This is a genomic window from Kitasatospora sp. NPDC001132, from assembly GCF_053598415.1.
The window spans coordinates 281,806-306,679 of sequence record NZ_JBSFKF010000005.1; the positions used below are offsets into that span (position 1 = coordinate 281,806).

Annotated in this window: 18 protein-coding genes; 10 read left to right on the forward strand and 8 right to left on the reverse strand. The window is 73.3% G+C overall.

What is annotated here, in order from left to right; translation table 11 throughout:
• Positions 1-386: 386 nt before the first annotated feature.
• From ACWDBE_RS09785 to ACWDBE_RS09815, 7 genes are all read right to left on the reverse strand, one after another.
• Positions 387-1,589, reverse strand: coding sequence for an acyl-CoA dehydrogenase family protein (locus ACWDBE_RS09785; RefSeq protein WP_392913972.1), 1,203 nt, complete (start codon positions 1,587-1,589; stop codon positions 387-389).
• A gap of 237 nt (positions 1,590-1,826) precedes the next feature.
• Positions 1,827-2,330 carry a MaoC family dehydratase gene (locus tag ACWDBE_RS09790; RefSeq protein WP_449791867.1) on the reverse strand — a complete coding sequence of 168 codons (504 nt, stop codon included), beginning with the start codon at positions 2,328-2,330 and terminating at the stop codon, positions 1,827-1,829.
• Between the two features lie 11 nt (positions 2,331-2,341).
• Positions 2,342-3,304 (reverse strand): HpcH/HpaI aldolase/citrate lyase family protein, encoded by a 963-nt coding sequence (locus tag ACWDBE_RS09795; protein ID WP_392878332.1) that lies wholly within the window; start codon positions 3,302-3,304, stop codon positions 2,342-2,344.
• Positions 3,305-3,346: 42 nt separating this feature from the next.
• Complete coding sequence (locus ACWDBE_RS09800) at positions 3,347-5,377, reverse strand: protein meaA (protein ID WP_449807650.1); 2,031 nt, start codon at positions 5,375-5,377, stop codon at positions 3,347-3,349.
• Positions 5,377-6,714, reverse strand: a complete 1,338-nt coding sequence (gene ccrA, locus ACWDBE_RS09805; RefSeq protein WP_449791869.1) for a crotonyl-CoA carboxylase/reductase — start codon at positions 6,712-6,714, stop codon at positions 5,377-5,379. The genes ACWDBE_RS09800 and ccrA overlap by 1 nt, the downstream gene beginning before the upstream one ends.
• Positions 6,715-7,082: 368 nt before the next feature.
• Complete coding sequence (locus ACWDBE_RS09810; RefSeq protein WP_449807651.1) at positions 7,083-8,006, reverse strand: TetR family transcriptional regulator; 924 nt, start codon at positions 8,004-8,006, stop codon at positions 7,083-7,085.
• A gap of 257 nt (positions 8,007-8,263) precedes the next feature.
• Complete coding sequence (locus ACWDBE_RS09815; protein ID WP_449791871.1) at positions 8,264-10,039, reverse strand: 3-hydroxyacyl-CoA dehydrogenase family protein; 1,776 nt, start codon at positions 10,037-10,039, stop codon at positions 8,264-8,266.
• A 543-nt stretch (positions 10,040-10,582) separates the two neighbouring features.
• Here ACWDBE_RS09815 and ACWDBE_RS09820 point away from each other — a divergent pair.
• From ACWDBE_RS09820 to ACWDBE_RS09830, 3 genes are all read left to right on the forward strand, one after another.
• Positions 10,583-12,046 (forward strand): glutamine synthetase, encoded by a 1,464-nt coding sequence (locus tag ACWDBE_RS09820; RefSeq protein WP_449807652.1) that lies wholly within the window; start codon positions 10,583-10,585, stop codon positions 12,044-12,046.
• Between the two features lie 3 nt (positions 12,047-12,049).
• Entirely contained in the window at positions 12,050-13,168 is a 1,119-nt protein-coding gene (locus ACWDBE_RS09825; RefSeq protein ID WP_449791873.1) for an amidohydrolase family protein, read from the forward strand.
• Positions 13,169-13,421: 253 nt separating this feature from the next.
• The gene (locus ACWDBE_RS09830) at positions 13,422-14,906 is read left to right on the forward strand and encodes a S8 family peptidase (RefSeq protein WP_449791874.1); all 1,485 of its coding nucleotides are present in this window, start codon (positions 13,422-13,424) and stop codon (positions 14,904-14,906) included.
• 149 nt (positions 14,907-15,055) lie between these two features.
• On the opposite strand, the gene ACWDBE_RS09835 is transcribed toward ACWDBE_RS09830, so the two are convergent.
• On the reverse strand, positions 15,056-15,955 hold the full coding sequence (locus ACWDBE_RS09835) for a HipA family kinase (protein ID WP_449807653.1): 900 nt from the start codon (positions 15,953-15,955) through the stop codon (positions 15,056-15,058).
• Positions 15,956-16,046: 91 nt separating this feature from the next.
• Here ACWDBE_RS09835 and ACWDBE_RS09840 point away from each other — a divergent pair, with 91 nt between their 5' ends.
• The 7 genes from ACWDBE_RS09840 to ACWDBE_RS09870 all read left to right on the forward strand — a co-directional run bounded on the left by ACWDBE_RS09840 (position 16,047) and on the right by ACWDBE_RS09870 (position 24,865).
• Positions 16,047-16,487, forward strand: a complete 441-nt coding sequence (locus tag ACWDBE_RS09840; protein ID WP_449791876.1) for an SRPBCC family protein — start codon at positions 16,047-16,049, stop codon at positions 16,485-16,487.
• Positions 16,488-16,691: 204 nt separating this feature from the next.
• A complete protein-coding gene (locus ACWDBE_RS09845) occupies positions 16,692-17,846 on the forward strand; it encodes a glycosyltransferase (protein WP_449791877.1) in 1,155 nt (384 codons plus the stop codon).
• Between the two features lie 396 nt (positions 17,847-18,242).
• Entirely contained in the window at positions 18,243-19,757 is a 1,515-nt protein-coding gene (locus ACWDBE_RS09850; protein ID WP_449791878.1) for an exopolysaccharide biosynthesis polyprenyl glycosylphosphotransferase, read from the forward strand.
• A gap of 6 nt (positions 19,758-19,763) precedes the next feature.
• Positions 19,764-21,170: an O-antigen ligase family protein gene (locus ACWDBE_RS09855; RefSeq protein ID WP_449807654.1), complete on the forward strand. Its 1,407-nt coding sequence runs from the start codon at positions 19,764-19,766 to the stop codon at positions 21,168-21,170.
• Positions 21,167-22,912: a murein biosynthesis integral membrane protein MurJ gene (gene murJ, locus ACWDBE_RS09860; protein ID WP_449807655.1), complete on the forward strand. Its 1,746-nt coding sequence runs from the start codon at positions 21,167-21,169 to the stop codon at positions 22,910-22,912. Before ACWDBE_RS09855 ends, murJ begins: the two co-directional genes overlap by 4 nt.
• Complete coding sequence (locus ACWDBE_RS09865) at positions 22,902-23,753, forward strand: polysaccharide deacetylase family protein (RefSeq protein WP_449791881.1); 852 nt, start codon at positions 22,902-22,904, stop codon at positions 23,751-23,753. Before murJ ends, ACWDBE_RS09865 begins: the two co-directional genes overlap by 11 nt.
• On the forward strand, positions 23,750-24,865 hold the full coding sequence (locus tag ACWDBE_RS09870) for a glycosyltransferase (protein WP_449807656.1): 1,116 nt from the start codon (positions 23,750-23,752) through the stop codon (positions 24,863-24,865). The genes ACWDBE_RS09865 and ACWDBE_RS09870 overlap by 4 nt, the downstream gene beginning before the upstream one ends.
• Positions 24,866-24,874 lie beyond the last annotated feature (9 nt).

The following is a 24,874-nucleotide window of genomic DNA, read 5'->3' on the forward strand; positions in this document are numbered from 1 at the left end:
CACGGTGGGTGGGCAACCCGCCTGCTCGTTCATGTGTCCGGTGGCGGCGCGTATGCGCGTCCACCCCTACGACCGTAGCTCGACCCGGTCCGGTTCCCAAGGGACCCGACGGGGCTGGTGACTCTTGTCTCAACGGGTACGCCGACGGAACCCGTCGGGCGAAACGGCCGTAGCGGCCGGAAGCGGGTGTGCGGAAGCGGCCGCAGGGCGTGTCGTTGCAGCTGTACGCCCTGCGGCCGCTTCGGGAGGGCCGTGCCGGACCCAGGCGGACCAGGCCGGGCCCGTGACGGGGCACGGCGCTCCGCCGGGACGGGCCCGCACGCCCGTCGACCGGCGGCTCGAGGAACCGCCCGGCGACGTGGTCCGTCGGGCGGGCGGCCCGGGGATCAGTCGGCGATCCGGTACTCCTCGAGGAGCCGGCGTCCGACGATCATCTTCTGGATCTCCGCAGTACCTTCACCGATGAGCAGCATCGGGGCCTCGCGGTAGAGGCGCTCGATCTCGTACTCCTTGGAGAAGCCGTAGCCGCCGTGGATGCGGAAGGCGTCCTCGACGACCTCCTTGCAGTATTCGGAGGCGAGGTACTTGGCCATGCCGGCCTCGAGGTCGTTGCGCTCGCCGCTGTCCTTCTTTCGGGCGGCCATGACCATCATCTGGTGGGCGGCCTCGACCTTGGTGGCCATCTCGGCGAGCTTGAACTGGATCGCCTGGTGCTCGGCGATCTTCTTGCCGAAGGTGGAGCGCTGCTGGGCGTAGGAGATGCCGAGCTCGAAGGCGCGGCGGGCGACGCCGCAGCCGCGGGCGGCGACGTTGACGCGGCCGACCTCGACGCCGTCCATCATCTGGTAGAAGCCGCGGCCCGGGACGCCGCCGAGGATGCGGTCGGCCGGGATGCGGACGTCCTGGAGGACCAGCTCGGTGGTGTCGACGCCCTTGTAGCCCATCTTCTCGATCTTGCCGGGCACGGTCAGGCCGGGAACCTTGGGGTTCGGCCCGAAACCGGCCTCCTTCTCGATCAGGAAGGTGGTCATGTTCTTGTACGGGGTGTTGCCGCCCTCGTCGGTCTTGCAGAGGACCGCGACGAGGGTGGAGGTGCCGCCGTTGGTGAGCCACATCTTCTGGCCGTTGAGGACGTAGAAGTCCCCGTCCTTGACGCCCTTGGTGGAGATGGCCGAAACGTCGGAGCCGAGGCCCGGCTCGGACATCGAGAAGGCGCCCCGGATCTCGCCGGCCGCCATCTTCGGCAGGAAGTAGTCCTTCTGCTCCTGGGTGCCGTGGGCGTTGATCATGTGTGCCACGATGAAGTGGGTGTTCACGATGCCGGAGACGGACATCCAGCCGCGGGCGATCTCCTCGACCACCAGGGCGTAGGTGAGCAGCGACTCGCCGAGGCCGCCGTACTCCTCGGGGATGGTGAGGCCGAACAGGCCGAGCTGCTTCATCCCCTCGACGATGGCGGTCGGGTACTCGTCCTTGTGCTCCAGCTCGGTCGCGACCGGAATGATCTCCTTGTCGACGAAATCCCGCACGGTGGCGAGGATGTCCCGCTGGATCTCGGTGAGGCCGTCGGTCTGTGCGAGGCGTCCCATCGTGCGGCTCCGAAAGGTCTGAGGGTCTGCGGAAAGTCGGGGAATCCCGGGGGGGGGATTGCGGGGGCCCTGCCGGCGTGGCTGCGGCAGCAGGGCCCCCGTACCGGGTGGGGCGCGGCCGATGACGGCGGCCTGCCCGTCCGGGGTCTCTCGAGGGACCCGCCCCGGAAGGAGGGCTCCCTATAAAGGGGAGAGGGGGACCAAAGGGGAGAGGTGGACCTGGGAAGGGCGAGCGGCTCAGGCGAGCGGGGTCGGACGGCCGGGCTGCTCGCCGCCGCGCTCCTTGGCGTACGTCTCGGTCGGCACCATCACCTTGCGGCGGAAGATGCAGACGACCGTGCCGTCCTGCTTGTACCCCTTGGTCTCGACGTACACGATGCCGCGGTCGTCCTTGGACTTGGACGGCCACTTGTCGAGCACGGTGGTCTCGCCGTAGATGGTGTCGCCGTGGAAGGTCGGCGCGACGTGGCGCAGCGACTCGATCTCCAGGTTGGCGATCGCCTTGCCTGAGACGTCCGGGACGGACATGCCGAGCAGCAGCGAGTAGATGTAGTTGCCCACCACGACGTTCTTGCCGAAGTCCGTCGTCTTCTCCGCATAGTTGGTGTCCATGTGGAGCGGGTGGTGGTTCATGGTGAGCAGGCAGAAGAGGTGGTCGTCGTACTCGGTGACCGTCTTGCCGGGCCAGTGCTTGTAGACCGCGCCGACCTCGAACTCCTCGTAGGTGCGTCCGAACTGCATGGCGTGGGCCCTCAGCTTTCCGGGATCTCGAACTTGGTGGTGCGCTGCATGCCCGCGGCGCGGCCCTTGCCGGCGATGACGAGCGCCATCTTGCGGCTGGCCTCGTCGATCATCTCGTCGCCGAGCATCGCGGAGCCCTTGGCGCCGCCCGCCTCGGAGGTGCAGTAGTCGTACGCGTCGAGGATCAGCTCGGCGTGGTCGTAGTCCTCCTGGGCGGGCGAGTAGATCTCGTTCGCGGCGGAGACCTGGTCCGGGTGGAGCACCCACTTGCCGTCGAAGCCGAGGGCGGCCGAGCGGCGGGCGACCTCGCGGTAACCCTCCTGGTTGCGGATCTGGAGGTACGGGCCGTCGATCGCCTGGAGGTCGTTGGCGCGGGCGGCCATCAGGATGCGCATCAGGATGTAGTGGTAGGCGTCGGCACCGTAGCCGGGCGGCTGCTCGCCGACGACCAGCGACTTCATGTTGATGGAGGCCATGAAGTCGGCGGGGCCGAAGATGATGGTCTCCAGCCGGGGCGAGGCCTCGGCGATGGCGTCGACGTTGATCAGGCCCTTGGCGTTCTCGATCTGCGCCTCGATGCCGATGCGGCCGACCTCGAAGCCCATGGTCTTCTCGATCTGGGTGAGCAGCAGGTCGAGCGCCTTGACCTGCTCGGCGTCCTGCACCTTGGGCAGCATGATGCAGTCGAGGTTGGTGCCGGCACCCTCGACGACGGTGATCACGTCGCGGTAGGTCCAGTGCGTGGTCCAGTCGTTCACCCGCACGACGCGGGTCTTGCCGCCCCAGTCGCCGTTGTTGAGTGCGTCGACGATGTTGTGGCGCGCGCTCTCCTTGACCAGGGGGGCGCAGGCGTCCTCCAGGTCGAGGAAGACCTGGTCGGCCGGCAGGCCCTGGGCCTTCTCCAGGAAGCGCGGGTTGCTGCCGGGCACCGCGAGGCAGGAGCGGCGCGGGCGCAGGCGGTTGACTGCAGTCATAAGAATCGAGGGTTCCTTCCCAGTGGTCAGCTGGTCAGCTGGTCAGTTCGTGGCCGCGGTCGGTGCGGGCGTCCACGGCTGGAGCTTGTTGGCCAGCCGGATCTCGTCCACGATCCGGCCGATGATGGTCGTGATGCCGAAGTCCTTCGGGGTGAACACGGCGGCGACGCCGGCGGCCTTGAGGGCCTCGCCGTCCGCTGCCGGGATGATGCCACCCACGATCACCGGGACATCCTCCACCCCGGCGCGGCGCAGCCGCGTCAGCACGTCGGGCACCAGCTCGCTGTGCGCGCCGGAGAGGATGGACAGGCCCACGCAGTGCACGTCCTCCGCGACGGCGGCGGAGACGATCTGCTCCGGGGTCAGCCGGATGCCCTGGTAGACCACCTCGAACCCGGCGTCGCGGGCCCGGACGGCGATCTGCTCGGCGCCGTTGGAGTGCCCGTCCAGGCCGGGCTTGCCGACCAGCAGGCGCAGCTTGCCGGCGCCCAGTTCCGCGGCGGTCGCGGCGACCGCGGCGCGGACCTGCTCCAGCTCGCCGCCCGGCTCGGCGGCCACCGCGACGGGGGCGCCGCCGACGCCGGTGGGCGCGCGGTACTCGCCGAACACCTCGCGCAGGGCGAAGGCCCACTCGCCGGTGGTGACGCCGGCCCGGGCGCAGGCGAGCGTGGCCGGCATCAGGTTGGCCTCGGTGGCGGCGACGGTCTTGAGCTCGGCCAGCGACTCCTGGACGGCGGCCTCGTCGCGCTCGGCGCGCCAGGCCTCCAGGGCGGCGAGCACGGACTGCTCGGAGGCCGGGTCGACCACCATGATCGCGCTGTCGAGGTCGGCGGTGAGCGGGCTCGGCTCGGTGGTGTCGAAGCAGTTCACCCCGACGATCTTGTCCTCGCCGGACTCGATCCGGGCCCGGCGGGCGGCGTGCGAGGCGACCAGGTTGGACTTCAGGTAGCCGGACTCGACGGCGGGAATCACCCCGCCCATCTCCAGTACCTTGGCGATCTCGGCCTCGGCGCCGGCCAGCAGCTCCTCGGTCTTGGCCTCGACCACCTCGGAGCCGTTGAAGATGTCGCCGTACTCCAGGAGGTCCGACTCGTACGCCAGCACCTGCTGGATGCGCAGCGACCACTGCTGGTCCCAGGGCCTGGGCAGGCCGAGCGCCTCGTTCCAGGCGGGCAGCTGGACGGCCCGGGCGCGGGCGTCCTTGGAGAGGGTGACGGCCAGCATCTCCAGGACGATCCGCTGGACGTTGTTCTCCGGCTGGGCCTCGGTCAGACCGAGCGAGTTGACCTGGACGCCGTAGCGGAAGCGGCGCTGCTTGGGGTCGGTGACGCCGTAGCGTTCCAGGGTGACCTTCTCCCACAGCCGGGCGAAGGCGCGCATCTTGCACATCTCCTCGACGAAGCGCACCCCGGCGTTCACGAAGAAGGAGATCCGGGCGACCACCTCGCCCATCCGCTCGGCCGGCACCTGGCCGGAGTCGCGCACCGCGTCGAGCACCGAGATGGCGGTGCACATCGCGTAGGCGATCTCCTGGACGGGCGTGGCGCCGGCCTCCTGCAGGTGGTAGCTGCAGATGTTGATCGGGTTCCACTTGGGGATGTTGCCGACCGTGTAGGCGATCATGTCGGTGATCAGCCGCACCGACGGGCCGGGCGGGAAGACGTGCGTCCCGCGCGACAGGTACTCCTTGACGATGTCGTTCTGGGTGGTGCCGGTGAGCGTGGCGATGTCCGCGCCCTGCTCCTCGGCGACCACCTGGTAGAGCGCCAGCAGCCACATCGCGGTGGCGTTGATCGTCATGGACGTGTTGGTCCGTTCGAGCGGGATGCCGTCGAACAGGGTGCGCATGTCGCCGACGTGGCCCACCGGGACGCCGACCCGGCCGACCTCGCCGCGGGCGAGGACGTGGTCGGAGTCGTAGCCGGTCTGGGTCGGCAGGTCGAAGGCGACGGACAGGCCGGTCTGGCCCTTCGCCAGGTTCCGCCGGTAGAGGGCGTTGGAGTCGCTCGCGGTGGAGTGGCCGGCGTACGTGCGCATCAGCCAGGGGCGGTCGCGCTTCTGGGGCTCGGTCATCAGACGTTCCTGAAGCGGTTGATGGCGGGCAGGTGCTTCTCCCGCAGCTCGTGGTCGGTCACGCCCAGGCCCTCCTCGGGGGACAGGCAGAGCACGCCGACCTTGCCCTGGTGCTTGTTGTGGTGCACGTCCAGGGCGGCCTGGCCGGTCTCCTCCAGGGAATAGACCTTGGAGAGGGTCGGGTGGATCCTGCCCTTGGCGATCAGGCGGTTGGCCTCGAAAGCCTCGCGGTAGTTGGCGAAGTGCGAGCCGACGATCCGCTTGAGCGACATCCACAGGTACCGGTTGTCGTACTGGTGCATGTAGCCGGAGGTGGAGGCGCAGGTGACGATGGTGCCACCCTTGCGGGTGACGTACACCGAGGCGCCGAAGGTCTCCCGGCCCGGGTGCTCGAAGACGATGTCCACGTCCTCGCCGCCGGTGAACTCGCGGATCTTCGAGCCCAGGCGCTTCCACTCGCGCGGGTCCTGGGTGTTCTCGTCCTTCCAGAACCGGTAGCCCTCGGCGGAGCGGTCGATGATCGCCTCGGCGCCCATGGCGCGGCAGATCTCGGCCTTCTGGTCGCTGGAGACCACGCAGATCGGGGTGGCGCCGCCGGCCAGCGCGTACTGGGTGGCGTACGAGCCGAGGCCGCCGCTGGCGCCCCAGATCAGCACGTTGTCGCCCTGCTTCATGCCGGCGCCGTTGCGCGAGACCAGCTGGCGGTAGGCGGTGGAGTTGACCAGGCCCGGGGAGGCGGCCTCCTCCCAGGTGAGGTGCCTGGGCTTGGGCAGCAGCTGGTTGGTCTTCACCAGGGCCAGCTGGGCCAGGCCGCCGAAGTTGGTCTCGAAGCCCCAGATGCGCTGTTCCGGGTCCATCATCGTGTCGTTGTGGCCGTCCGCGGACTCCAGCTCGACCGAGAGGCAGTGCGCGACGACCTCGTCGCCCGGCTTCCAGGCGTTGACCCCGGCGCCGGTGCGCAGCACCACGCCGGCGAGGTCGGAGCCGACGACGTGGTACGGCAGGTCGTGGCGCTTCGTCAGCGGCGACAGCCGGCCGTAGCGCTCCAGGAAGCCGAAGGTGGAGACCGGTTCGAAGATCGAGCTCCAGACGGTGTTGTAGTTCACCGCGCTGGCCATGACGGCGACCAGCGCCTCGCCGGGGCCCAGCTCGGGCAGGGCCACCTCGTCGAGGTGAAGGGACTTGCGGGGGTCCTTGTCGCGGCTTTCGAGGCCCGCGAACATCTGCTCCTCGTCCTTGTGGAGCGTCACCGCTCGGTAGGACTCGGGGAGCTTGATCGCCGCGAAGTCCGCCGACGTGCTGTCGGTGCTGAGGATCGCGTCGAGGATTTCCTGCATGGCTGCCTCCGAAGGCGTACCTGTGTGAGGGGCACAGGGCGTCTGGGGGAGCCGGGAGCGGACACCGGCTTCGCTGAGGTGGGTGGTGGGCGGGTCAGGCTGGGCGCCCGGGTGGACCGGGCCGTGCTGGCTCTGCTCCCGGGGTGTGGGAACGCCGGACGACGGCGCGCCGAGGTGGGGAGCCGCGGCGCCGCGACCGGTGAGTAACAAGGTAGTGGCACCCTGTGCCACTCGTAAAGACACCGGGTGTCACGAATTCGGGCGGCCTTCGGGGCTGCGTGACGCGCGTTGAGCGGGCATGCGAAGGGCCCGCGCCGATCGGTCGGCGCGGGCCCGATGTAGAGCTCTGACCTGCGTGAATACTGCGTCTACGACTCCTGGGCGCCACTCAGTGCGGCCCGGATGCTGTCCACCACGACGTCCAGTGGAGCGTCCGTCCGGGCGACTGTGATGAGTACCTCACCCCCGGGGCTGGCACTCAGTGCGCTCTGTGCCCCGGTGTCCCCGGGGGTCCCATTGGCACCCGGTGCCACCAGCGAGCCCCGGCGTCTGGCACCCGGTGCGCTGGAGGCCCAGAAGGTCCGCCGGATCACCTCGAAGGAGTGGTCCAGCTGCGCCTCCACGTCGCCCCGGCCGCCGGCCCGCAGCCAGCGCCGCAGCACGTGGTTGTGCGCCGCGACCACTGCCGCCGCCGAGACCTCGGCCAGCATCGAGTCGTCCTCGCCGCCCCGCTGCCAGCCGGTCGGGATGGACTCACCGGTGTCGAAGCGCCCCAGCAGGTAGCGGGTGAACAGCCGCTCGTAGCGGGCCACCACGGCGATCTCCCGCTCGCGCAGCGCCGGAACCTGACGGATCAGCTGGTACCGCGCCACCGACACCCCCGGGGTGGAGGCGTACATCCGCAGCACCTCCTTGATGCCGCGGCAGACCACGTCCAGCGGGTGCTCCTCCGGCTCCGCGCTGGCCAGCAGGTCGGCGACCCGGACCAGGGTGTCGTCGTGGTCCGGGAAGATCGCCTCCTCCTTGGACCGGAAGTACCGGAAGAAGGTGCGCCGGGCCACCCCGGCGGCGGCCGCGATCTGGTCGACCGTGGTCTCCTCGTAGCCCTGCGAGGCGAACAGCTCCATCGCCGCCGTGGCCAGGTCCTGGCGCATCTGCTGGCGCTGCGCCGCCGCCCGGCGGCTGCCCGGCCCGCCCTCCGGTCCGGTGCCCCCGGTCGAGGGAGCGGTCCGGTCGGTGCCGCCATGCGGCCCGGTGGGGTGCTGCGGGGAGGTTGACTGAACCCGATCCATGTCCGGAACGCTACACGGCCCGGACGGCGCGGCCGCGGCCCTTCCCCGTCGCACCGGTGCGACCGGGCCGGTCACGGCCGGGCGGGGCCAGCGCGAGGACACCGTCCCGGGGCTCCAACCGGGGCGCGCGGACGCCGCGGAGGGCGTGGCGGCCGCGGATCCGTGCGGCTGCGCCCCGTACGGCTGCGCGGCGAGCGGTCCGGCCGGCGGGGCCCCGTACGGCGTCTCGTACGGGCCGCCCCCGGCCTGCGGCGTGGTCACCGGCGCGCGTGGTCGCGGAAGCCGCGGCCGGTCTTGCGGCCCAGGCAGCCCGCCGCGACCAGGTGCTCCAGCAGGGGCGCGGCGGCCAGGCCGGGTTCGCGGAACTCCTGGTGCAGCACCCGCTCGATGGTCAGCGAGACGTCCAGGCCCACCACGTCCAGCAGCTCGAACGGGCCCATCGGGTAGCCGCAGCCGAGCTTCATCGCGGTGTCGATGTCGTCCACCGTCGCGTAGTGCTCCTGGAGCATCCGCACCGCGTCGTTCAGGTAGGGGAAGAGCAGCGCGTTGACGATGAAGCCGGCCCGGTCGCCGCACTCCACCGGGTGCTTGCGGACCCCGGCGGTCAGCTCCAGCACGGTCGCGGTGACGTCCGGCGCGGTCAGCACGGTGGAGACCACCTCGACCAGCTTCATCGCCGGGGCCGGGTTGAAGAAGTGCATGCCGATCACGTCCTGCGGCCGCGAGGTGGCGGTCGCGCAGCTGATCACCGGCAGCGAGGAGGTGGTGGTGGCGAGCACCGCGCCCGGCCTGACGATCTTGTCCAGGGTGGCGAACAGCTCCCGCTTGACCGCCAGGTCCTCGGCGACCGCCTCGACCACCAGGTCCACCTCGGCCAGCTCCGCGTACTGCCCGACCGGGGTGACCAGCGCCAGCGCGGCGTCCCGCGCCTCGGCGGACAGCCGGCCCTTGGCCACCGAACGCTCCAGCGACTTCGCCAGCTGCGCCTTGGCCGCCTCGGCCTTCTCCTGGCTGCGCGCCGCCAGCAGCACCGGGTGCCCGGCCTTGGCGAACACCTCGGCGATCCCGGTGGCCATCGTCCCCGAGCCGCAGACGCCGACGGTGCGCACCTGCCGCCCCGGCACCCCGGGCCTGGCCGGCCCGGTCGCCGCGTCCACCGCCCGGGAGGAGCCCGGCGCCTCGTAGGTGTAGAAGCCGCGGCCTGTCTTGCGACCCAGCAGCCCGGCCGCGACCAGCTGGCCGAGGATCGGGGCGGGCGCGTGCAGACGGTCCCTGGACTGCTCGTACATCGCCTCCAGCACGGTGCGCGCGGTGTCGATGCCGATCAGGTCGAGCAGCGCCAGCGGGCCCATCGGCAGGCCGCAGCCGAGCCGCATCGCGGCGTCGATGTCCTCCCGCGAGGCGTACTTGGACTCGAACATCGCGGCGGCCTGGTTCAGGTAGGCGAACAGCAGGCCGTTCACCACGAAGCCGGCCCGGTCGCCGGCTGCCACCGGCTCCTTGCCGAGGTCGCGGGCGAACTCGGCGGCGTCCTCGGCGGTCCGCGGGGAGGTCAGCACCGTACGGACCACCTCGACCAGCTTCATCCCGTGCACCGGGTTGAAGAAGTGCAGGCCGAGCACCCGCTCGGGACGGGCGGTCGCCGCGGCGATCCTGGTCACCGACAGCGCGGTGGTGCCGGTGGCCAGCACCGTGTCCTCGGGGCAGATCCGGTCCAGCTCGGCGAAGACCTCCCGCTTCAGCTCCAGTTGCTCGGGTACCTCCTCGATCACCAGGTCCGCCCCGGCGGCGGCCGCCAGCTCGTGGCCGACCGAGATCCGGGCCAGCAGCCCGGCGCGCTCCTCGGCGGTCAGCCGCTCCCGGGCCACCGCGTGCGCGGTGGCCTCCTCGATCCGGGCCAGCGCCCGGGCGGCCGAATCCTCGGTGGCCTCGATGCCGATCACCCGGCGGCCGCTCTTGGCGACCGCCACCGCGACGCCGGCACCCATCGTGCCGAGGCCGACGACGGCGACAGTGGGGAAGGGACGCTCCATCTGTCCTGACTCCTAGTCATGAAGGGCGCGCGCGTGCTCCGACGGGCACGCCGCCGGGCCGGTACGCCGGGGCGGCCGCCGCCGGAGGAGGGTCCACGCGCGGGGCTGGGGAGATGACGGGGGGCGGCGCATCGGGGCAGCGGCCGGTCCGCTCCGGCCGAACTGCGGATGTGCCGTGGTGCTCAGGCGCTCGAAGGTGAAGGAAGCGGCTCTGAATACGAGGAGAACCCGGCCTGCCGCGGTCCGCGGCACCGGCCGGTGAAAGCGCACCGCGCGGGCGCCGGAGAAGCGGCGACCACAACCTGCCGCCGGTGCGGCTCCCGAAGCCCGGCGGTGGTGCGTGTCCGGCCACTGTAGCGAAGCTACTCGCGAGTAGGAAGGGGGCGTGGGCGGAAAACCCGTCGGAGTCGCCAAACCCGCCGGAGCCGTGGGGGAACCGGCCGCCAGGCTCGCCCCGAACGGGTGAACGGGTGAACACGGCTGCCAACGGGACCACCCGATAGGGGAGTTACCGGACCCCGGTCGGCGGGGCAGCATGAGGACATGACCGCCCGAACCGCCGCCGCCGGCCCCACCGCGCCCGGCCCCGCCGAGCCGCCCGCCACGGCCGAACGGCTCGCTGCCGCCGCCGCGGCGGCCGTCGCGCTGCCGCCGCGCGACGAGCGGGCGGAGCACGCCGAGGCGGCCGCCGACCGGCTGCGCACCGACGCCGTCGAGGCGGTGGCCGTCACCTGGGTGGACAACGCCGGCATCACCCGGGTCAAGGCCGTGCCCCTCGGCGGCCTGGTGCACGCCGCGCAGTGGGGCGTCGGCACCGCCCCCTGCTTCGACGTGTTCCTCGCCGACGACACGATCACCACCAGTCCGATCATCGGCGGCCCCACCGGGGACCTCAGGCTCTACCCGGACCTCGACCGGATCGTCCCGCTGGCCGCCCAGCCCGGCTGGGCCTGGGCCCCGGGGGACAGGTACACCCAGGCCGGCACCCCGCACCCCGGTTGCCAGCGGCTGTTCGCCCGCCGGGCCAGGGCCGTGGCGGCCGCGCGCGGCCTGAGCCTCAAGGCGGGGATCGAGGTGGAGTGGACGGTCGCCCTGGCCGGCACCCCGCAGGAGGACCCGCAGTACCCGACGCACGGCCCGGCGTACGGGATGCACCGCCTCACCGACCTCTCCGACTACCTGCGCGACGTGCTGCGCGCCCTCGGCCGGCAGGGGCTGAGCGTCCTCCAGATCCACCCCGAGTACTCCCCGGGCCAGTTCGAGGTCTCGGTCGCCCCCGAGGACCCGGTCGCCGCCGCCGACACCTCCGTCCTGGTCCGGCACACCGTCCGGGCCGTCTCCGCCAGGCACGGGCTGCGGGCCTCCTTCGCCCCGGTGGTCGAGACCGGCGGCGTCGGCAACGGCGGGCACCTGCACCTCAGCATCTGGCGCGACGGGCACAACCTCGGCCACGGCGGCCCCGGCCCGCACGGCCTGACCGCCGAGGCCGAGGGCTTCCTCGCCGGGGTGCTCGACGCGCTGCCCGAACTGCTGGTGCTGGGCTGCTCCAGCCCCGCCGGGTACCTGCGGCTGGTGCCCTCGCACTGGGCCGGCGCCTACCAGTGCTGGGGCCTGGAGAACCGGGAGGCCGCGCTGCGCCTGGTGACGGGCTCCGCCGGAGAGCGGTCCGCCGCCGCGAACGCCGAGGTCAAGTGCTTCGACGCGAGCGCCAACCCGTACCTGGCGGTCGGCGGGGTGATCGTGGCCGGCCTCGCCGGGCTGGACCAGCGCCGCGCGCTGCCACCGGAGTTCACCGGGGATCCGGCGGCCGCCGAGCCCGGCATGGTGCCGAGGCTCCCGACGAGCCCGGCCGAGGCGATCGCCGCCTACGAGCACTCCGCGGTGCTGCGCGAGGCGCTCGGCGAGCCGCTCTACCAGGCGGTGCTGGCGGTGCGCCGGGCGGAGCGGGAGCAGTACGCGGCCGCCACGCAGGAGGAACTGGTCGCGGCCACCCGCTGGCGGTACTGAGGGGTGCCCCGGCCGGAGCGGCCCGCGCTGGTCGACCACCACTGCCACAGCGTGGTGGCGGCCGAGCTCACCGACGACGCCCTGGCCGGGCTGCTCACCGAGTCGGACCGCCCTCCCGCGCCCGGCTGTTCGCCCTTCGACAGCGCGCTGGGCCTCGCGGTGCGACGCTGGTGTCCGCCCGCCCTCGGCCTGCCGGCGCACGCCCCGGCCGCCGACTACCTGGCCCGGCGGCGGGAATTGGGTGCGGCCGAGGCCACCGGGCGGCTGCTCGCGGCGGCCGGCCTGGACGCCTGCCTGGTGGACACCGGGCTGGCCACCGCGGCGGGCCACGCGTTGCTGCCGCTGCCCGAACTCGCTGCGGCCACCGGGGCGTCGGTGCGCGAGGTGGTCCGGCTGGAGTCGGTCGCCGAGACGGTGGCGGCCGGTGCCGAGGACTGGCCGCGGGCCGTCGCGGGGGCGCTCGCGTCGGCCGCCGCCGGGGCCGTCGCGGTCAAGTCGGTGCTCGCGTATCGGCACGGCCTGGCCGCCCCCGCCGAACGCCCCGCCACCGCGGCCGTGGTGGCCGCGGCCGGCGCCCACCTGCGCGGCGGGGGAGGCCGGCTGACGGACCGGGTGCTGCTGCACCACCTGCTCTGGACGGCGGTGGACGTCTGTGCCGAGCTCGGCCTGCCGCTCCAACTCCACACCGGCTTCGGCGATCCCGACCTCACCCTGCACCGGGCCGACCCGTCCCTGCTGACGGACTTCGTGCGGGCCGCCGAGCCCAGCGGTGTCCCGCTGGTGCTGCTGCACGGGTACCCGTACCACCGGCAGGCCGCCTGGCTGGCCCAGGCCTTCCCGACGGTGTACACCGACCTCGGGTTGACGGCCTCGTACGCCGGGCCGCGGGTGGCCGCGGTGCTGGGCGAGATGCTGGAACTGGCCCCGTTCGGAAAATTGCTGTTCTCCACCGACGCGTACGGGCTGCCCGAACTCTATTTGGTGGGCACCTGTCAGTTCCGGTACGGACTGGCCGCGGTGCTCGGGGAGTGGCGGGCCGACGGCGCCTGCTCCGCGGCCGACGCCGAGCGGCTGGCGCGGGCTGTCGCGTCCGGCAACGCGCGTCGGTTGTACGCGTTGTAGGGGTGCGATCCGTGCTGGTGGCCGAGGTCGCGGAGGGTGTGGCGGCACGTCGGCGAACCATCACTTTTTAACACTCTTGACCTCTGTTGCCTGTGTTGATCGCCGGTGCCCTTAACCCCGGTCCCTGGTCAAGATGTGACGATTAGATGACTACCTCTTGCGCTTATAACCAAATATTCATTAGCGTCCCGGTCATTCCCAAGCGCACCTGCCCATCGCAGCTGCCGCCTGACGACTCGGGAGGCCAACCCTCATGCGTGTTCCTCGGATCAGCCGTACCCGGCACGCGGCGGTGGGCGTCGTGCTCGCCACCGCCGGCGCCCTCGCGCTGCCGGCCGGCACCGCCGTCGCGGCCCCCACGGCCGACTCGACGACCGGTCCGCTGATGAGCTACGTCGTCAACACCAAGGCCAACCACGGCCAGGTGCAGAAGGTCGAGAAGGCCATCACCGGTCTCGGCGGCACCGTGGTCCAGTCGTACGAGCAGGTCGGCGTCGTCGTCGCCCGCTCGAACGACACCAAGTTCGCCGAGAAGCTGCGCCTGGCCAAGGGCGTCGACTCGGTCGGCGCCAGCCGCACCAAGGGCATCCAGGCCGCCGACCAGGGCAAGGCCGACGTCGCCGCCGAGCCGGCCGCCGCGGCCGCCCCGGGCCAGGAGCCCTACGACGCCTACCAGTGGGACATGCGTCAGATCGGTGCCGACAAGGCCCACAAGATCTCGCTGGGCAGCCGCAACGTCACCGTCGGCGTGCTGGACTCCGGCATCGACGCCACCCACGAGGACCTGGCCGCCAACGTGGACGCCTCGCAGTCGGTCTCCTGCATCGACGGCAAGACCAACACCGACTGGAAGGCCTGGCAGCCGACCACCAGCGACCACGGCACCCACGTGGCCGGCACCATCGCCGCCGCCAAGAACGGCAAGGGCGTCGTCGGCGTCGCGCCGAACGTGAAGCTGGCCGCCGTCAAGGTCGTCGACGACGGCGGGTTCATCTACCCGGAGAACGCGGTCTGCGGCTTCGTCTGGGCCGGCGAGCACGGCTTCAAGGTGACGAACAACAGCTACTTCGTCGACCCGTGGATGTTCAACTGCAAGACGGACAAGGACCAGGCCGCGATCTCCGAGGCCGTCCGCAAGGCCGTCGCCTTCTCGCAGCGCAAGGGCGTCCTCAATGTCGCCGCCGCGGGCAACGAGAACATCGACCTGGCGCACAAGACCGTCGACGTGGCCAGCCCGGACGACACCACCCCCGGCTCCCGCCCGGTCACCAACGACTGCCTGTCGCTGCCGACCGAGTTGCCCGGCGTCATCGCCGTCTCCGCGGTGGGCTCCGACGGCGTCAAGTCGTACTACTCCAGCTACGGCAAGGGCGTCGTCTCCGTCACCGCGCCGGGTGGCGACCGCCGCTTCCAGCTCCCGAACACCCCGGACAAGGACGGCCGCATCCTGTCCACCATCCCCGGTGGCAAGTACGGCTACATGCAGGGCACCTCGATGGCCACCCCGCACGTCGCCGGCGTGGTCGCGCTGCTCGCCAGCACCTTCCCGTGGGCCAGCCCGGACGAGCTGACCGAGCTGCTGACCACCCACGCCGAGTCCGTCCCGTGCCCGACCGGCGAGTTCAACCCGGGCGGCGCCGGCACCTGGAAGGCCACCTGCGAGGGCGGCGCGGACGACAACGGCTTCTACGGCGCGGGCCTGATCAACGCCGAGAAGGCGGTCCAGTGGTGGCGCTGACGCGCTGACACGCTGATCGCGGACACCTCCGAACAGTAGAGCCGGGGAGCGGGACCACACGGTCCCGCTCCCCGGTCGCGTTCCCGCGCCGGCCGCGCCGCGCCGGCCGCGCCGCGCCAACCGCGCCGCGCCAACCGCGCCGCGCCCAGCTACCCCTCGTCGAAGTGGTGCTCCCAGACCGTCTCCACCGACGGCTTGCCGTGCAGGTCCGGCACCTCCTGCAGCCAGGCCGGCCGCCCCGCCCTGGTCCGGGCCGCCCGCCGCCGCTCCGCCTCGAGCAGTTGCTCGGGCGTGGCGAAGCCCTCCGGCAGCCACTGCCCGGAGAGCACCACCCGGGCGGCCAGATGGGTGACGTAGGCGTGCCGGACGGCGTCCACCGAGTCGAAGCCGGGCTCGCCGGCCAGCCACTCGTCCGGGACCAGCGCCACGACCTCCTCCAGCAGCGGCACGGTGACCAGCGGCCCGAGCTCCTCGTCGGCCAGCCGGACGTCCGGGGCCGAGCCGCCCAGCGCGTGCGCGCTGAGGTCGTACCGCTTGCCGACCGCCGCCTCGGCCCCGGCCCAGCGGTGGTGGAAGATCAGCGCGGCGCCGTTGTCGATCAGCCAGAGCCGTCCGTGCCAGACCACCAGGTTGGGGTTGTGGACGGTGCGGTCGACGTTGCCGGTCAGCGCGTCCAGCCAGACCACCCGGCCGGCCTCGGCGGAGTCCACCGCGATCATCCCCGGCCGGAAGTCCCGCGCGCCGGGCAGCAGGTCCATCCCGAGGTTGAGGCCGGCGCTGGCCTTGAGCATGTCCTGGATCTCGGTGTCCGGCTCGTCCGCGGCGACGGCCGGATCGAAGTCCACCAGCCGCAGCTCCGGCACCCGCAGGCCCAGCCGCCGCGCCAGCTCGCCGACGATCACCTCGGCGATCAGCGCCTTGCGGCCCTGTGCGGCCCCGGTGAACTTCACCACGTACGTTCCCAGGTCGTCGGTCTCCACCACGCCGGGGACGGAGCCACCGGCCCGTAGCGGGTCGACGTAGCGCACAGCAGTCACCAGATCGAGCACACCGGCCACCCTATCCCGCCGCGTCGCGGGCGTGAGCCTGTGATTGGCTTGCCGGACAGAGCGGTTCCCGCAACACGAGGAGAGCAAGGTCATGGGACAGGTGCAGGCCACCACCGAGCGGGTCTACGACGCGGCCCCCGAGCGGGTGTACGAGGCCTTGGCCGACTACCAGGTGACCCGCCCGAAGCTGCTGCCCGCGCAGTACAGCGAGTACGAGGTGCGGGTCGGCGGCACCGGTGCCGGCACCCAGGTGCACTGGAAGCTCCAGGCCACCGAGAAGCGGGTGCGCGACTGCCTGTTCACCGTCTCCGCGCCCTCGCCGGACCAGCTGGTGGAGAAGGACGCCAACTCCAGCATGGTGATCACCTGGACCGTCTCGGCCGTCGGCGAGGGCCGCTCCAAGGTCACCGTGACCGCCACCTGGCAGGGCGCGACCGGCATCGGCGGCTTCTTCGAGCGCACCTTCGCGCCGAAGGGCCTGAACCGGATCCACGACCAGGTGCTCGCCAACCTCGCCGCCGAGGTCCGCTGAAGCCTCCACGGCCCGCCGGGGCCGCGGAATCGCCAACCGCGCGATTCGCGCGCGTAGATCCATCGAACCGCTCGAATCGCCCGGGAATTCGAGCGGCTCGGTCTCCCGTACGAGCCGAAAGCCGTACGGGTGGCCGAACCACCACCTGCGGGTGACGACGGCCGCCCGGCGCCGGGGAGCCACCCTAGGCTCGCCGCCGTGCATATGACGATCCTTCACATTTCGCAACCGGTGGACGGCGGGGTCGCCCGCGTCGTCGCCGATCTGGTCCGGGGTCAGCGGGAGGCCGGGCATCGGGTCATGGTCGCCTGTCCGCGCGGCGGCCGGCTGGCCGAGGAGGCCGGCGCGGTGGGCGCGCTGGTCCAGGACTGGCCCGCCCGGCGCTCGCCCGGCCCGGGCACCGCCGCCGAGGCCTGGCGGCTGCGCCGGATCGTCCGGGCGGCCGCGCCCGACGTGGTCCACCTGCACAGCGCCAAGGCCGGACTGGCCGGGCGGCTCGCGGTGCGCGGCACGGTGCCGACCGTCTTCCAGCCGCACGCCTGGTCCTTCGCCGCTGTCGACGGCGCGCTCGCCGCCGCCACCCTGCGCTGGGAGCGCTTCGCGGCCCGCTGGTCGCACCGGCTGCTGTGCGTCAGCGTCCAGGAGCGGGCCGACGGCGTGGCGGCCGGGGTGCACGCCGACTGGGCGGTGGTGCCCAACGGTGTCGACGTGCGCCACTTCGTGCCCGCCGACCGCCGCGCCGCCCGGATCGCGCTCGGCCTGGACCTGGACGCCCCGCTGGCGGTGTGCGTGGGGCGGCTGTGCCGGCAGAAGGGCCAGGACGTGCTCCTGGCCGCCTGGCCGGAGGTGCTGCGCCGGGTGCCGCGGGCCCGGCTGGCACTGGTCGGCGGCGGGCCGGAGGAGCAGCGGGTCGCGGAGTTGGTCAGGCGGACCGCCGAGCCGGCCCGGGTCCGGCTGGTCGGGGACGTGCCGGACCCCCGCCCGTGGCTGGCGGCGGCCGACCTGGTGGTGCTGCCCTCGCGCTGGGAGGGGATGGCGCTGGCCCCGCTGGAGGCGATGGCGGCCGGCCGTCCGGTGCTGCTGACCGACGTGTCCGGGGCCCGGGAGTGCCTGCCGCCGTCCGAGCTCGCGCACGCGGTGGTCCCGTCCGAGGACGTGCGGGCCCTCGCCACCCGAATGGGGGACGCGCTGTCGGATCCGATCGAGTGCGAGCGGCGCGGTGCGCGGCTGCGCGACCACGTGGCCGGCCGGCACGACGTGCGCACCGTGGTCGAACAGGTGGACGTCCTCTACCGCCACCTGCTGGGTGCGGGTCCGGCGTCGGGGTGGCGTCGGGCCCGTGTCCCAGAGCGGATCTGATCGTTTCACATGCCGTGAATGCCCGCCGTTTCCGGCGTTGTCGTATTCGCACCCTCGACCGGATATCGAGGCGAGGAGTCAAATCCGAAATACCTATTACTGGGCGGCTGGAATGAAACGGCAAGTCAACTTCCGTCCGGTACGGCCTGGTTCTGTATTGTCGGATTTTGCCTGCTTCGTTCAGATTTCATGCCGGGAATTCACGGCAGAGCCCCGCGTGACCGATTCCCTCGTGATTGGTCCCTCGGCGATCGGCCCCGCCACCGGACGTCCGAAAGCCGTCAGCGGCAGCAGGCGCTGTCAGGACCGCGCCCACCGGGCCGGGACGGCCGCCCCGCGCCAGCCGGTGCCGGGGGACCGTCACCCCGGGCACACAGCAGGGGAGATCGTGCGCTGATGACCATTGACCACGACAGTGTGCCGCGATACGCCGGACCCCTGTCCGGCCCCCGTCGGCCCGGCACCGGGCTGCTCGACCGTCCGGCGGGAGCAGCACATCCCCGGTCGGTCCCCTCGCCGCGCCGGTCCCGTGGCACGGTCCGATCCCGGCCGGCCCTGTCGCTCGCCCTGGTCCAGGCCGACATCCTCGCGCTCTGCTCCGCCGGCGGCATCGCCAGCCGCGTCATCGACCCGGCCGGCCCGCTCGACCCGCTGCTCGGCGTCCCCGCCGTCCTGCCCCTGCTGCTCCTGCTCAACCTCACCGGCGGCCTCTACCGCTCCCGCCTCACCCTCTCCGTCCTGGACGAACTGCCAGCACTGGCCGCCCGGGCCGTGGTCGCCACCGCGCTCGCCGTCACCCTGTCCGGCTGCCTCGGCGGCCGCTGGCCCGACTGCGGCCCGGCCCGGCTCACCCTCCTGCTCGGCGCCCAGCTGCTGATCGCCGCCGCCGGCCGCGCCGTCCTCTACCACCTGGCCCGGCGGATCCGCCGCAGTCGCCCCAGCCCCGTCCTGGTGCTCGGCGCCGGCCGGCTCGGCCACCGGGTCGCCGCCGTCCTGCGCGAGCACGGCGAGTACGGGATGCGCCCGGTCGGCTTCCTCGACGCCGACCCGCCGCTGCTGCCCGGCGACACCGACCTGCCCGTGCTCGGCGGCCGCGAGGCGCTGGAGCGCGAGGTGCGCCGGCACGGCGTCCAGCACGTGATCGCCACCGCCGGCGGCGCCGACGAGGCCGAGACCGCCGCCGCCCTGCGCGAGGCCACGCGGCTCGGGTGCCAGGCCTGGCTGGTGCCCGCCCTGCGCGAGTACGGCTCGCTGCCCGTCACCCCGGTCACCGGCGGCGACCACCTGTGGGGCTTCCCCTGCCTGCGGGTCGGCCGCCCCGCGCGCCGCCGCCCCGGCTGGATCGCCAAGCGCACCCTGGACCTCACCGCCGCCGCGGTCGGCCTGCTGCTGCTCGCCCCCGTCCTGGCGCTCTGCGCCCTCGCCGTCCGCTTCGACACCGGCCCCGGCGTGCTCTTCCGCCAGCAGCGCACCGGCCTCGACGGCCGGGCCTTCACCCTCCTCAAGTTCCGCACCCTGCGCCCGAGCAACGAGCACGAGTCCGCCACCCGCTGGAACATCGCCCAGGACCACCGGATGGGCGCCGTCGGCCGGCTGCTGCGCAAGAGCTCGCTGGACGAGCTGCCCCAGCTGTGGAACGTCCTGCGCGGAGACATGAGCCTGGTCGGCCCGCGCCCCGAACGGCCGTACTTCGTCATGAGGTTCGGCCAGGCCTACCCCGAGTACGCCGACCGCCACCGGGTCCCGGTCGGCCTCACCGGCCTGGCCCAGGTCAACGGCCTGCGCGGGGACACCTCCATCGAGGACCGGGCCCGCTTCGACAACCGCTACATCGAGAGCTGGAGCCTCTGGCAGGACGTCAAGATCCTGTGCCGCACCGCGGCCCTGATGCTCCACCCGGACGGGAGCTGACCCCGCGTGGCCCTGACCCTCCCCGCCTTCCCCCACCCCGTCTTACGGAGGGCCCTGCCCGTACTCACGGAGCGCACCAGCCCGCTGGCCGCGGCCACCGTCCTGCTGGTCTGCGTGCCCACCGGGCAGAAGGACGTCGCCGCCGCCGTCCACATCACCGCCGCCGACCTCGCCTCGCTGGCCCTGGTCGCCCTCACCGCGCTCGAGCTGCTGCGCGGACGGCTGCCCGCGATCAGCCGCACCACCTGCGCGCTGTTCGGCGGGATCGTCGTGGCCGCCGCCGTCGCCACCATCGGTTCGATCGACCCGGCCGCCGGCGTCACCGGCTTCGTCCGGCTCACCCAGGTGTTCGTCCTGGTCCCCGTCGCCGTCCTCTGCTCACTGCGCGACCGCACCGACCAGCGCCTGGTCCTCGGCTCCTTCGTGCTCGCCGCGCTGATCCAGGGCGCGGTCGGCGCCAAGCAGTACCTCACCCACACCGGCGCCTCCTACACCGGCCAGCCGATCCGGGCCGTCGGCACCTTCGGCGCACTCGACGTCATGGCGATGTCCAGCGTGGTCAGCTACGGCCTGCTCGCCGCCCTCGCACTGGCCCTCGCCGAGCGCGGACGAGGGGCCGGGCGGCGCACCCCCGCCCGCCGGGCGGTGGACGGCAGCCCGGCGCCGTGCCCCGACGGCAACCCCCGCCTGCGCCGCGCGATGTTCGCCGCCGCCGCCTTCCTCGTCTTCCCGCTGGCCGTCTCCTTCAGCCGCGGCAGCTGGATCGCCACCGGCCTCGCCGCCACCGTGCTGCTGCTGCGCGCCGACGCCCGGCTACTGGTGCGCGGCGCCGTCGTCGGCCTGGCCGCCGTCGTCATCCTGGTCGGCGGCCTCGGCCTCGGCGGCTCCGGCGTCACCCAGCGGCTCAGCTCGATCGGCTCGGTCTCGGCCGCCCCCGACCAGTCCGTCTCCGACCGGTACGACCTGTGGTCCACCGCCGGACTGATCTGGCAGGACCACCCCGTGCACGGCGCCGGGCCCAAGGCCTTCCAGCAACTGCGCGACAGCCACGCCCCGTTGCGGCTGTCCTCCGGCAGCGACGCCGCCGACGCCACCATCGGCTTCCAGCGCGAACCGCTGCTCTCCCCGCACAACATGTACTTCCTGGTGCTCAGCGAGCAGGGCCTGATCGGCATCACCGCCTACGCCGCGCTCTTCCTCGCCCTGCTGCTCGGCTGCCTGCGCCACCGCCACGGCCCCGGGCTCGCCGCACTCGCCCTGCTCACCTGGGTCCTGGTCGACTTCCTGTACGCCGACATCGGCGGCACCACCACCGTGCTGACCTCCGTCGTCCTCGGCCTCGCCGCCCACGCGGCCACCCACCGCCCAGGGCTCCCCGCCACCGACCGCCCCGCCGCCGGAGCGGCCCGGTGACCACCGACCAACCGGCCGCCGCCGTCGCCCCCGCCGCCCTCCCGGCCCCCCGCGGCGCCACCGGCGAGGACCCCGCCGCCGAGCCCCACCCGGGCCCCCGGCGCGGCTTCCTCGCCAAGGCCTTCGGCATCACCGCCGTCCTCAGCGCCGCCGGCTCCGGCCTCGGCCTGCTGCGCGACCTCCTGCTGGCCCGCTACTTCGGCGCCAACCAGGGAACCGACGCCTTCCTGGTCGCCTGGACCGTCCCCGAGACCGCCGCACCGCTGCTGATCGAGGACGCCATGTCCTTCCTCATGGTGCCCGCCTTCGCCCTCGCCCTGGTGCTGCGCGAGGAGGACCCGGACGCCCCCGACCCGGTCCGCCAACTCGTCCGCGCCTCCCTGCCCTGGCTGCTGCTCGCGCTCGGCGGCCTCGCCCTGTCCGCCGCGCTCGGCGCCCCGGAACTGGTCGCACTGCTCGCCCCCGGCCTCACCGACCCCGGCCTGGCCGTCACCTGCACCCGGATCACCGCGATCACCGTGCTGCCCTTCGGGGTGGCCGGCTACCTGGCCGCCGCGCTGCGCGCCCACCACCGCTTCACCGCCCCGGCCGGCATCTACGTCGCCCACAACCTCGGCATCCTCGCCGTCCTGCTCTGCCTCCACTCCCACCTCGGGGTGCGCTCCGCCGCCCTCGGCGTCGCGGCCGGCAGCCTGCTGATGGCCGGCCTGCTGGTCGGCCCGTTCCTGAGCCGACTGCGCCAGGGCCCGCCCGGCACCGGCCGCGGCCGCCGCTCGCGCCGCACCCTGGTGCTGATGCCGCTCGCCCTGCTGCCGGTGGCCGCCTTCACCCTCACCCGCCAGTCCCAGGTCTTCGTCGAGCGCTACCTCGGCTCGGCCCTGCCGCCCGGCACCATCTCGCACCTCAACTACGCCGCCAAGGTCTCCCAGCTCGCCATGACGGCGGGCATCCTGATCTGCACCGTCACCTTCCCGCTGGTCGCCCGGGCCCTCGCCGCCGGGGACCTCACCGCCGCCCGCGACCGGGTGGAGAAGGACCTCGGCCAAGCGGCGGCCGTCGTCCTGCTCGGCACCGCCTTCCTGATGGCCTGCGCCCCCTCGGTGGTCTCGCTGCTGTTCGAACGCGGCGCCTTCGGCCCGCACGACACGGCCGCCACCGCGGACGTCATCCGGGTCTACAGCTTCGGCCTGCCCGCCCAGGCACTGATCGGTGTGATGATCCGCCCGTACTTCTCGCTGTGCCCGGTGGTCCGCCGGGCCGACGACCCGGGCACCGAGGACGGGCGCAGCCGGCTCCTGGACTGGTACCCGGTCGCCGCCATGCTGCTCGGCCTCGGCGTCACCGTCACCACCGGCCTGCTCGCCACGCCCCGCTTCGGTGCCCTGGGGCTGGCCGCCGGCAACGCGGCCGGCATCACCACCACCGCCGCGCTGCTGCTGCACGGCCTGGTGCTGCGCGGCATCCCGCTGCGGCTGCACCGGGTGCTCGGCGGACACGGCCGGCTGGTGGCCGCCGCCGCCGGGGCCACCGTGCTCGGCACCGCCGCCGCCGCCCTGGCCGCCGACCCGCTGCTCTCGACCCTCCTCGGAGGCCTCACCGTGGCGCTGGCCTTCGCCGCCCTCGGCACCGGGCTCGGCGCCCGCGAGGTGCGCGGCCCGGTCCTCGCCGCCGCCCGGGCCCTGGGGCCCGGGCGGACCCCGCCAACCGTCGCCGAAGAAGGGAAGCGTCCCCATGGACGATGAACGGGGAGCCGTCCGTTCGGCCCGGGCGGGCGTCAGCAGCGCCCCGCCGCACCGGGCACCACTGCCCAGGAGCCGCCCCCCGCTCGGTGAACCACCGGTCCCCGGCTCCGCCTCGCCGTGGATCCTGATGTACCACTCGGTGGCGGTCGAGAAGGAGGACCCCTACCGGCTCACCGTCAGCCCCGAGCGGTTCGCCGAACAGATCGCCTGGCTGCACCGGCGCGACCTGCGCGGCGTCAGTGTCCGCGAGCTGATGCGGGCCCGGGCCCTCGGCCGGGACGACGGACTGGTCGGCCTGACCTTCGACGACGGCTACGCCGACTTCGCCCGGTACGCGGTGCCGATCCTCCGGGCGTACGGCTTCACCGCCACCGCGTACGTGGTCGCCGACCTGCTCGGCCGGGACAACGACTGGGACACCGAGGGCCCGCGCAAACAGCTGCTCACCGTCCAGGAGGTCACCGAACTCGCCGCCGCCGGCTGGGAGATCGGCTCGCACGGCCTGGGCCACCAGGCGCTGCCCGGCCTGCCCGCCGAGGCCCTCGCCGTCCAGGCCCGGGGGAGCCGGCGCCTGCTGGAGGAGGCCGTCGGCGGACCGGTCACCGGCTTCTGCTACCCGTACGGTGCCGTCGACCTGCCCGCCGCCCTGGCCGTGCGCGACGCCGGGTACGACTACGCCTGCGCCATCGGGCACTCCCCGCTCACCGGCCGCTTCGCCCTGCCCCGCTGCTACGTCGGCGCCCGCGACGGCGCCTGGCGGCTGCGCGCCAAGAGGGGACGGCAGCGGCTGCGCGACGCCGTCACCGAGCTGCGCCGCGCCCGCAGGGAGCCGCGGCCATGAGGGTGCTGCACATCGTCACCGGACTGGCCGCCGGCGGTGCCGAGCGCCAACTCCAGCTGCTGCTGCGGCACCTGCCGGCGCACCAGCAGTGCGAGGTGCTCGCCCTGACCGAGCCCGGCACGGTCGCCGCCGCGCTGCGCGCCGACGGCGTCACCGTCCACCACCTCGGCATGCGCGGCAACCGGGACCTGCGCGCGCTGCCCCGACTGGTCCGGCTGGTCCGGGCCGGCCGTTACGACCTGGTGCACACGCACCTCTACCGGGCGCAGCTGTACGGCCGGCTGGCCGCCCGGCTGGCCGGGGTGCGCGCGGTGGTCTCCACCGAGCACTCGCTGCACGCCGGGGTGATCGAGGGCCGCCCGGTCACCCGGGGCGTCAAGAGCCTCTACCTGGCGGCCGAACGGCTCGGCAGCACCACCGTCGCCGTCTCCCGACAGGTCGCCCAGACGCTGTGCTCCTGGGGCGTCCCGCCGGCCCGGATCGAGCTGATCCCGAACGGCATCGACGCCTCCCGCTACCGCCTCCCACCCGCCGAACGGGCTGCCGTCCGCCGCCGGCTGCGGGCCGAGCTCGGGCTGCCGCACGGGAGTTGGGTGGTCGGCGGGGTGGGCCGGCTGGTGCCGGGCAAGCGCTTCGAGGTGCTGGTCGAGGCGCTCGCCGAGCTCGACCCGGCCACCCGGCTGGTGCTGGTCGGCGAGGGCCCGGAGCGCGCCGCGCTGGAGCGCCGGGCCGACGAGACCGGCGTGCGGGACCGGCTGGTGCTCGCCGGGGAGCGCGACGACGTGCCCGAACTGCTGGCCGCCCTGGACGTGTTGGCCGCCCCCTCGACCGCGGAGACCTTCGGCCTCGGCGTCCTGGAGGGCCTCGCGGCCGGGCTGCCGGTGCGGCACAGCGCCTGTCCGGCACTCGACGAACTTCCGCCCAGCGCCGCCCCGCAGGCCCGTCGCATCCCCTCCGAGCCGGCCGCCTACGCCGCCGCGCTGCGCGACCTGCGGCCGCTCAGCGGGCACATCGCCGACCCGCTGCCGCACCCCCCGGCCATCGGCCACTACGACATCGCCCGGGTCGCCTCCGACCTGGGTGCCCTCTACGACCGGCTGGCCCGCGTCTGACCGCCCGCC

Bases quoted from the DNA above. Each gene is read 5' to 3' on its own strand.
- ACWDBE_RS09815 (WP_449791871.1), bottom strand. From the start codon at position 10,039: ATGGAGCGTCCCTTCCCCACTGTCGCCGTCGTCGGCCTCGGCACGATG.
- ACWDBE_RS09870 (WP_449807656.1), top strand. From the start codon at position 23,750: ATGAGGGTGCTGCACATCGTCACCGGACTGGCCGCCGGCGGTGCCGAG.
- ACWDBE_RS09785 (WP_392913972.1), bottom strand. From the start codon at position 1,589: ATGGGACGCCTCGCACAGACCGACGGCCTCACCGAGATCCAGCGGGAC.
- ACWDBE_RS09845 (WP_449791877.1), top strand. From the start codon at position 16,692: ATGACGATCCTTCACATTTCGCAACCGGTGGACGGCGGGGTCGCCCGC.
- ACWDBE_RS09840 (WP_449791876.1), top strand. From the start codon at position 16,047: ATGGGACAGGTGCAGGCCACCACCGAGCGGGTCTACGACGCGGCCCCC.
- ccrA (WP_449791869.1), bottom strand. From the start codon at position 6,714: ATGCAGGAAATCCTCGACGCGATCCTCAGCACCGACAGCACGTCGGCG.
- ACWDBE_RS09830 (WP_449791874.1), top strand. From the start codon at position 13,422: ATGCGTGTTCCTCGGATCAGCCGTACCCGGCACGCGGCGGTGGGCGTC.
- ACWDBE_RS09800 (WP_449807650.1), bottom strand. From the start codon at position 5,377: ATGACCGAGCCCCAGAAGCGCGACCGCCCCTGGCTGATGCGCACGTAC.
- ACWDBE_RS09820 (WP_449807652.1), top strand. From the start codon at position 10,583: ATGACCGCCCGAACCGCCGCCGCCGGCCCCACCGCGCCCGGCCCCGCC.
- ACWDBE_RS09850 (WP_449791878.1), top strand. From the start codon at position 18,243: ATGACCATTGACCACGACAGTGTGCCGCGATACGCCGGACCCCTGTCC.
- ACWDBE_RS09865 (WP_449791881.1), top strand. From the start codon at position 22,902: ATGGACGATGAACGGGGAGCCGTCCGTTCGGCCCGGGCGGGCGTCAGC.
- ACWDBE_RS09795 (WP_392878332.1), bottom strand. From the start codon at position 3,304: ATGACTGCAGTCAACCGCCTGCGCCCGCGCCGCTCCTGCCTCGCGGTG.
- ACWDBE_RS09790 (WP_449791867.1), bottom strand. From the start codon at position 2,330: ATGCAGTTCGGACGCACCTACGAGGAGTTCGAGGTCGGCGCGGTCTAC.
- ACWDBE_RS09810 (WP_449807651.1), bottom strand. From the start codon at position 8,006: ATGGATCGGGTTCAGTCAACCTCCCCGCAGCACCCCACCGGGCCGCAT.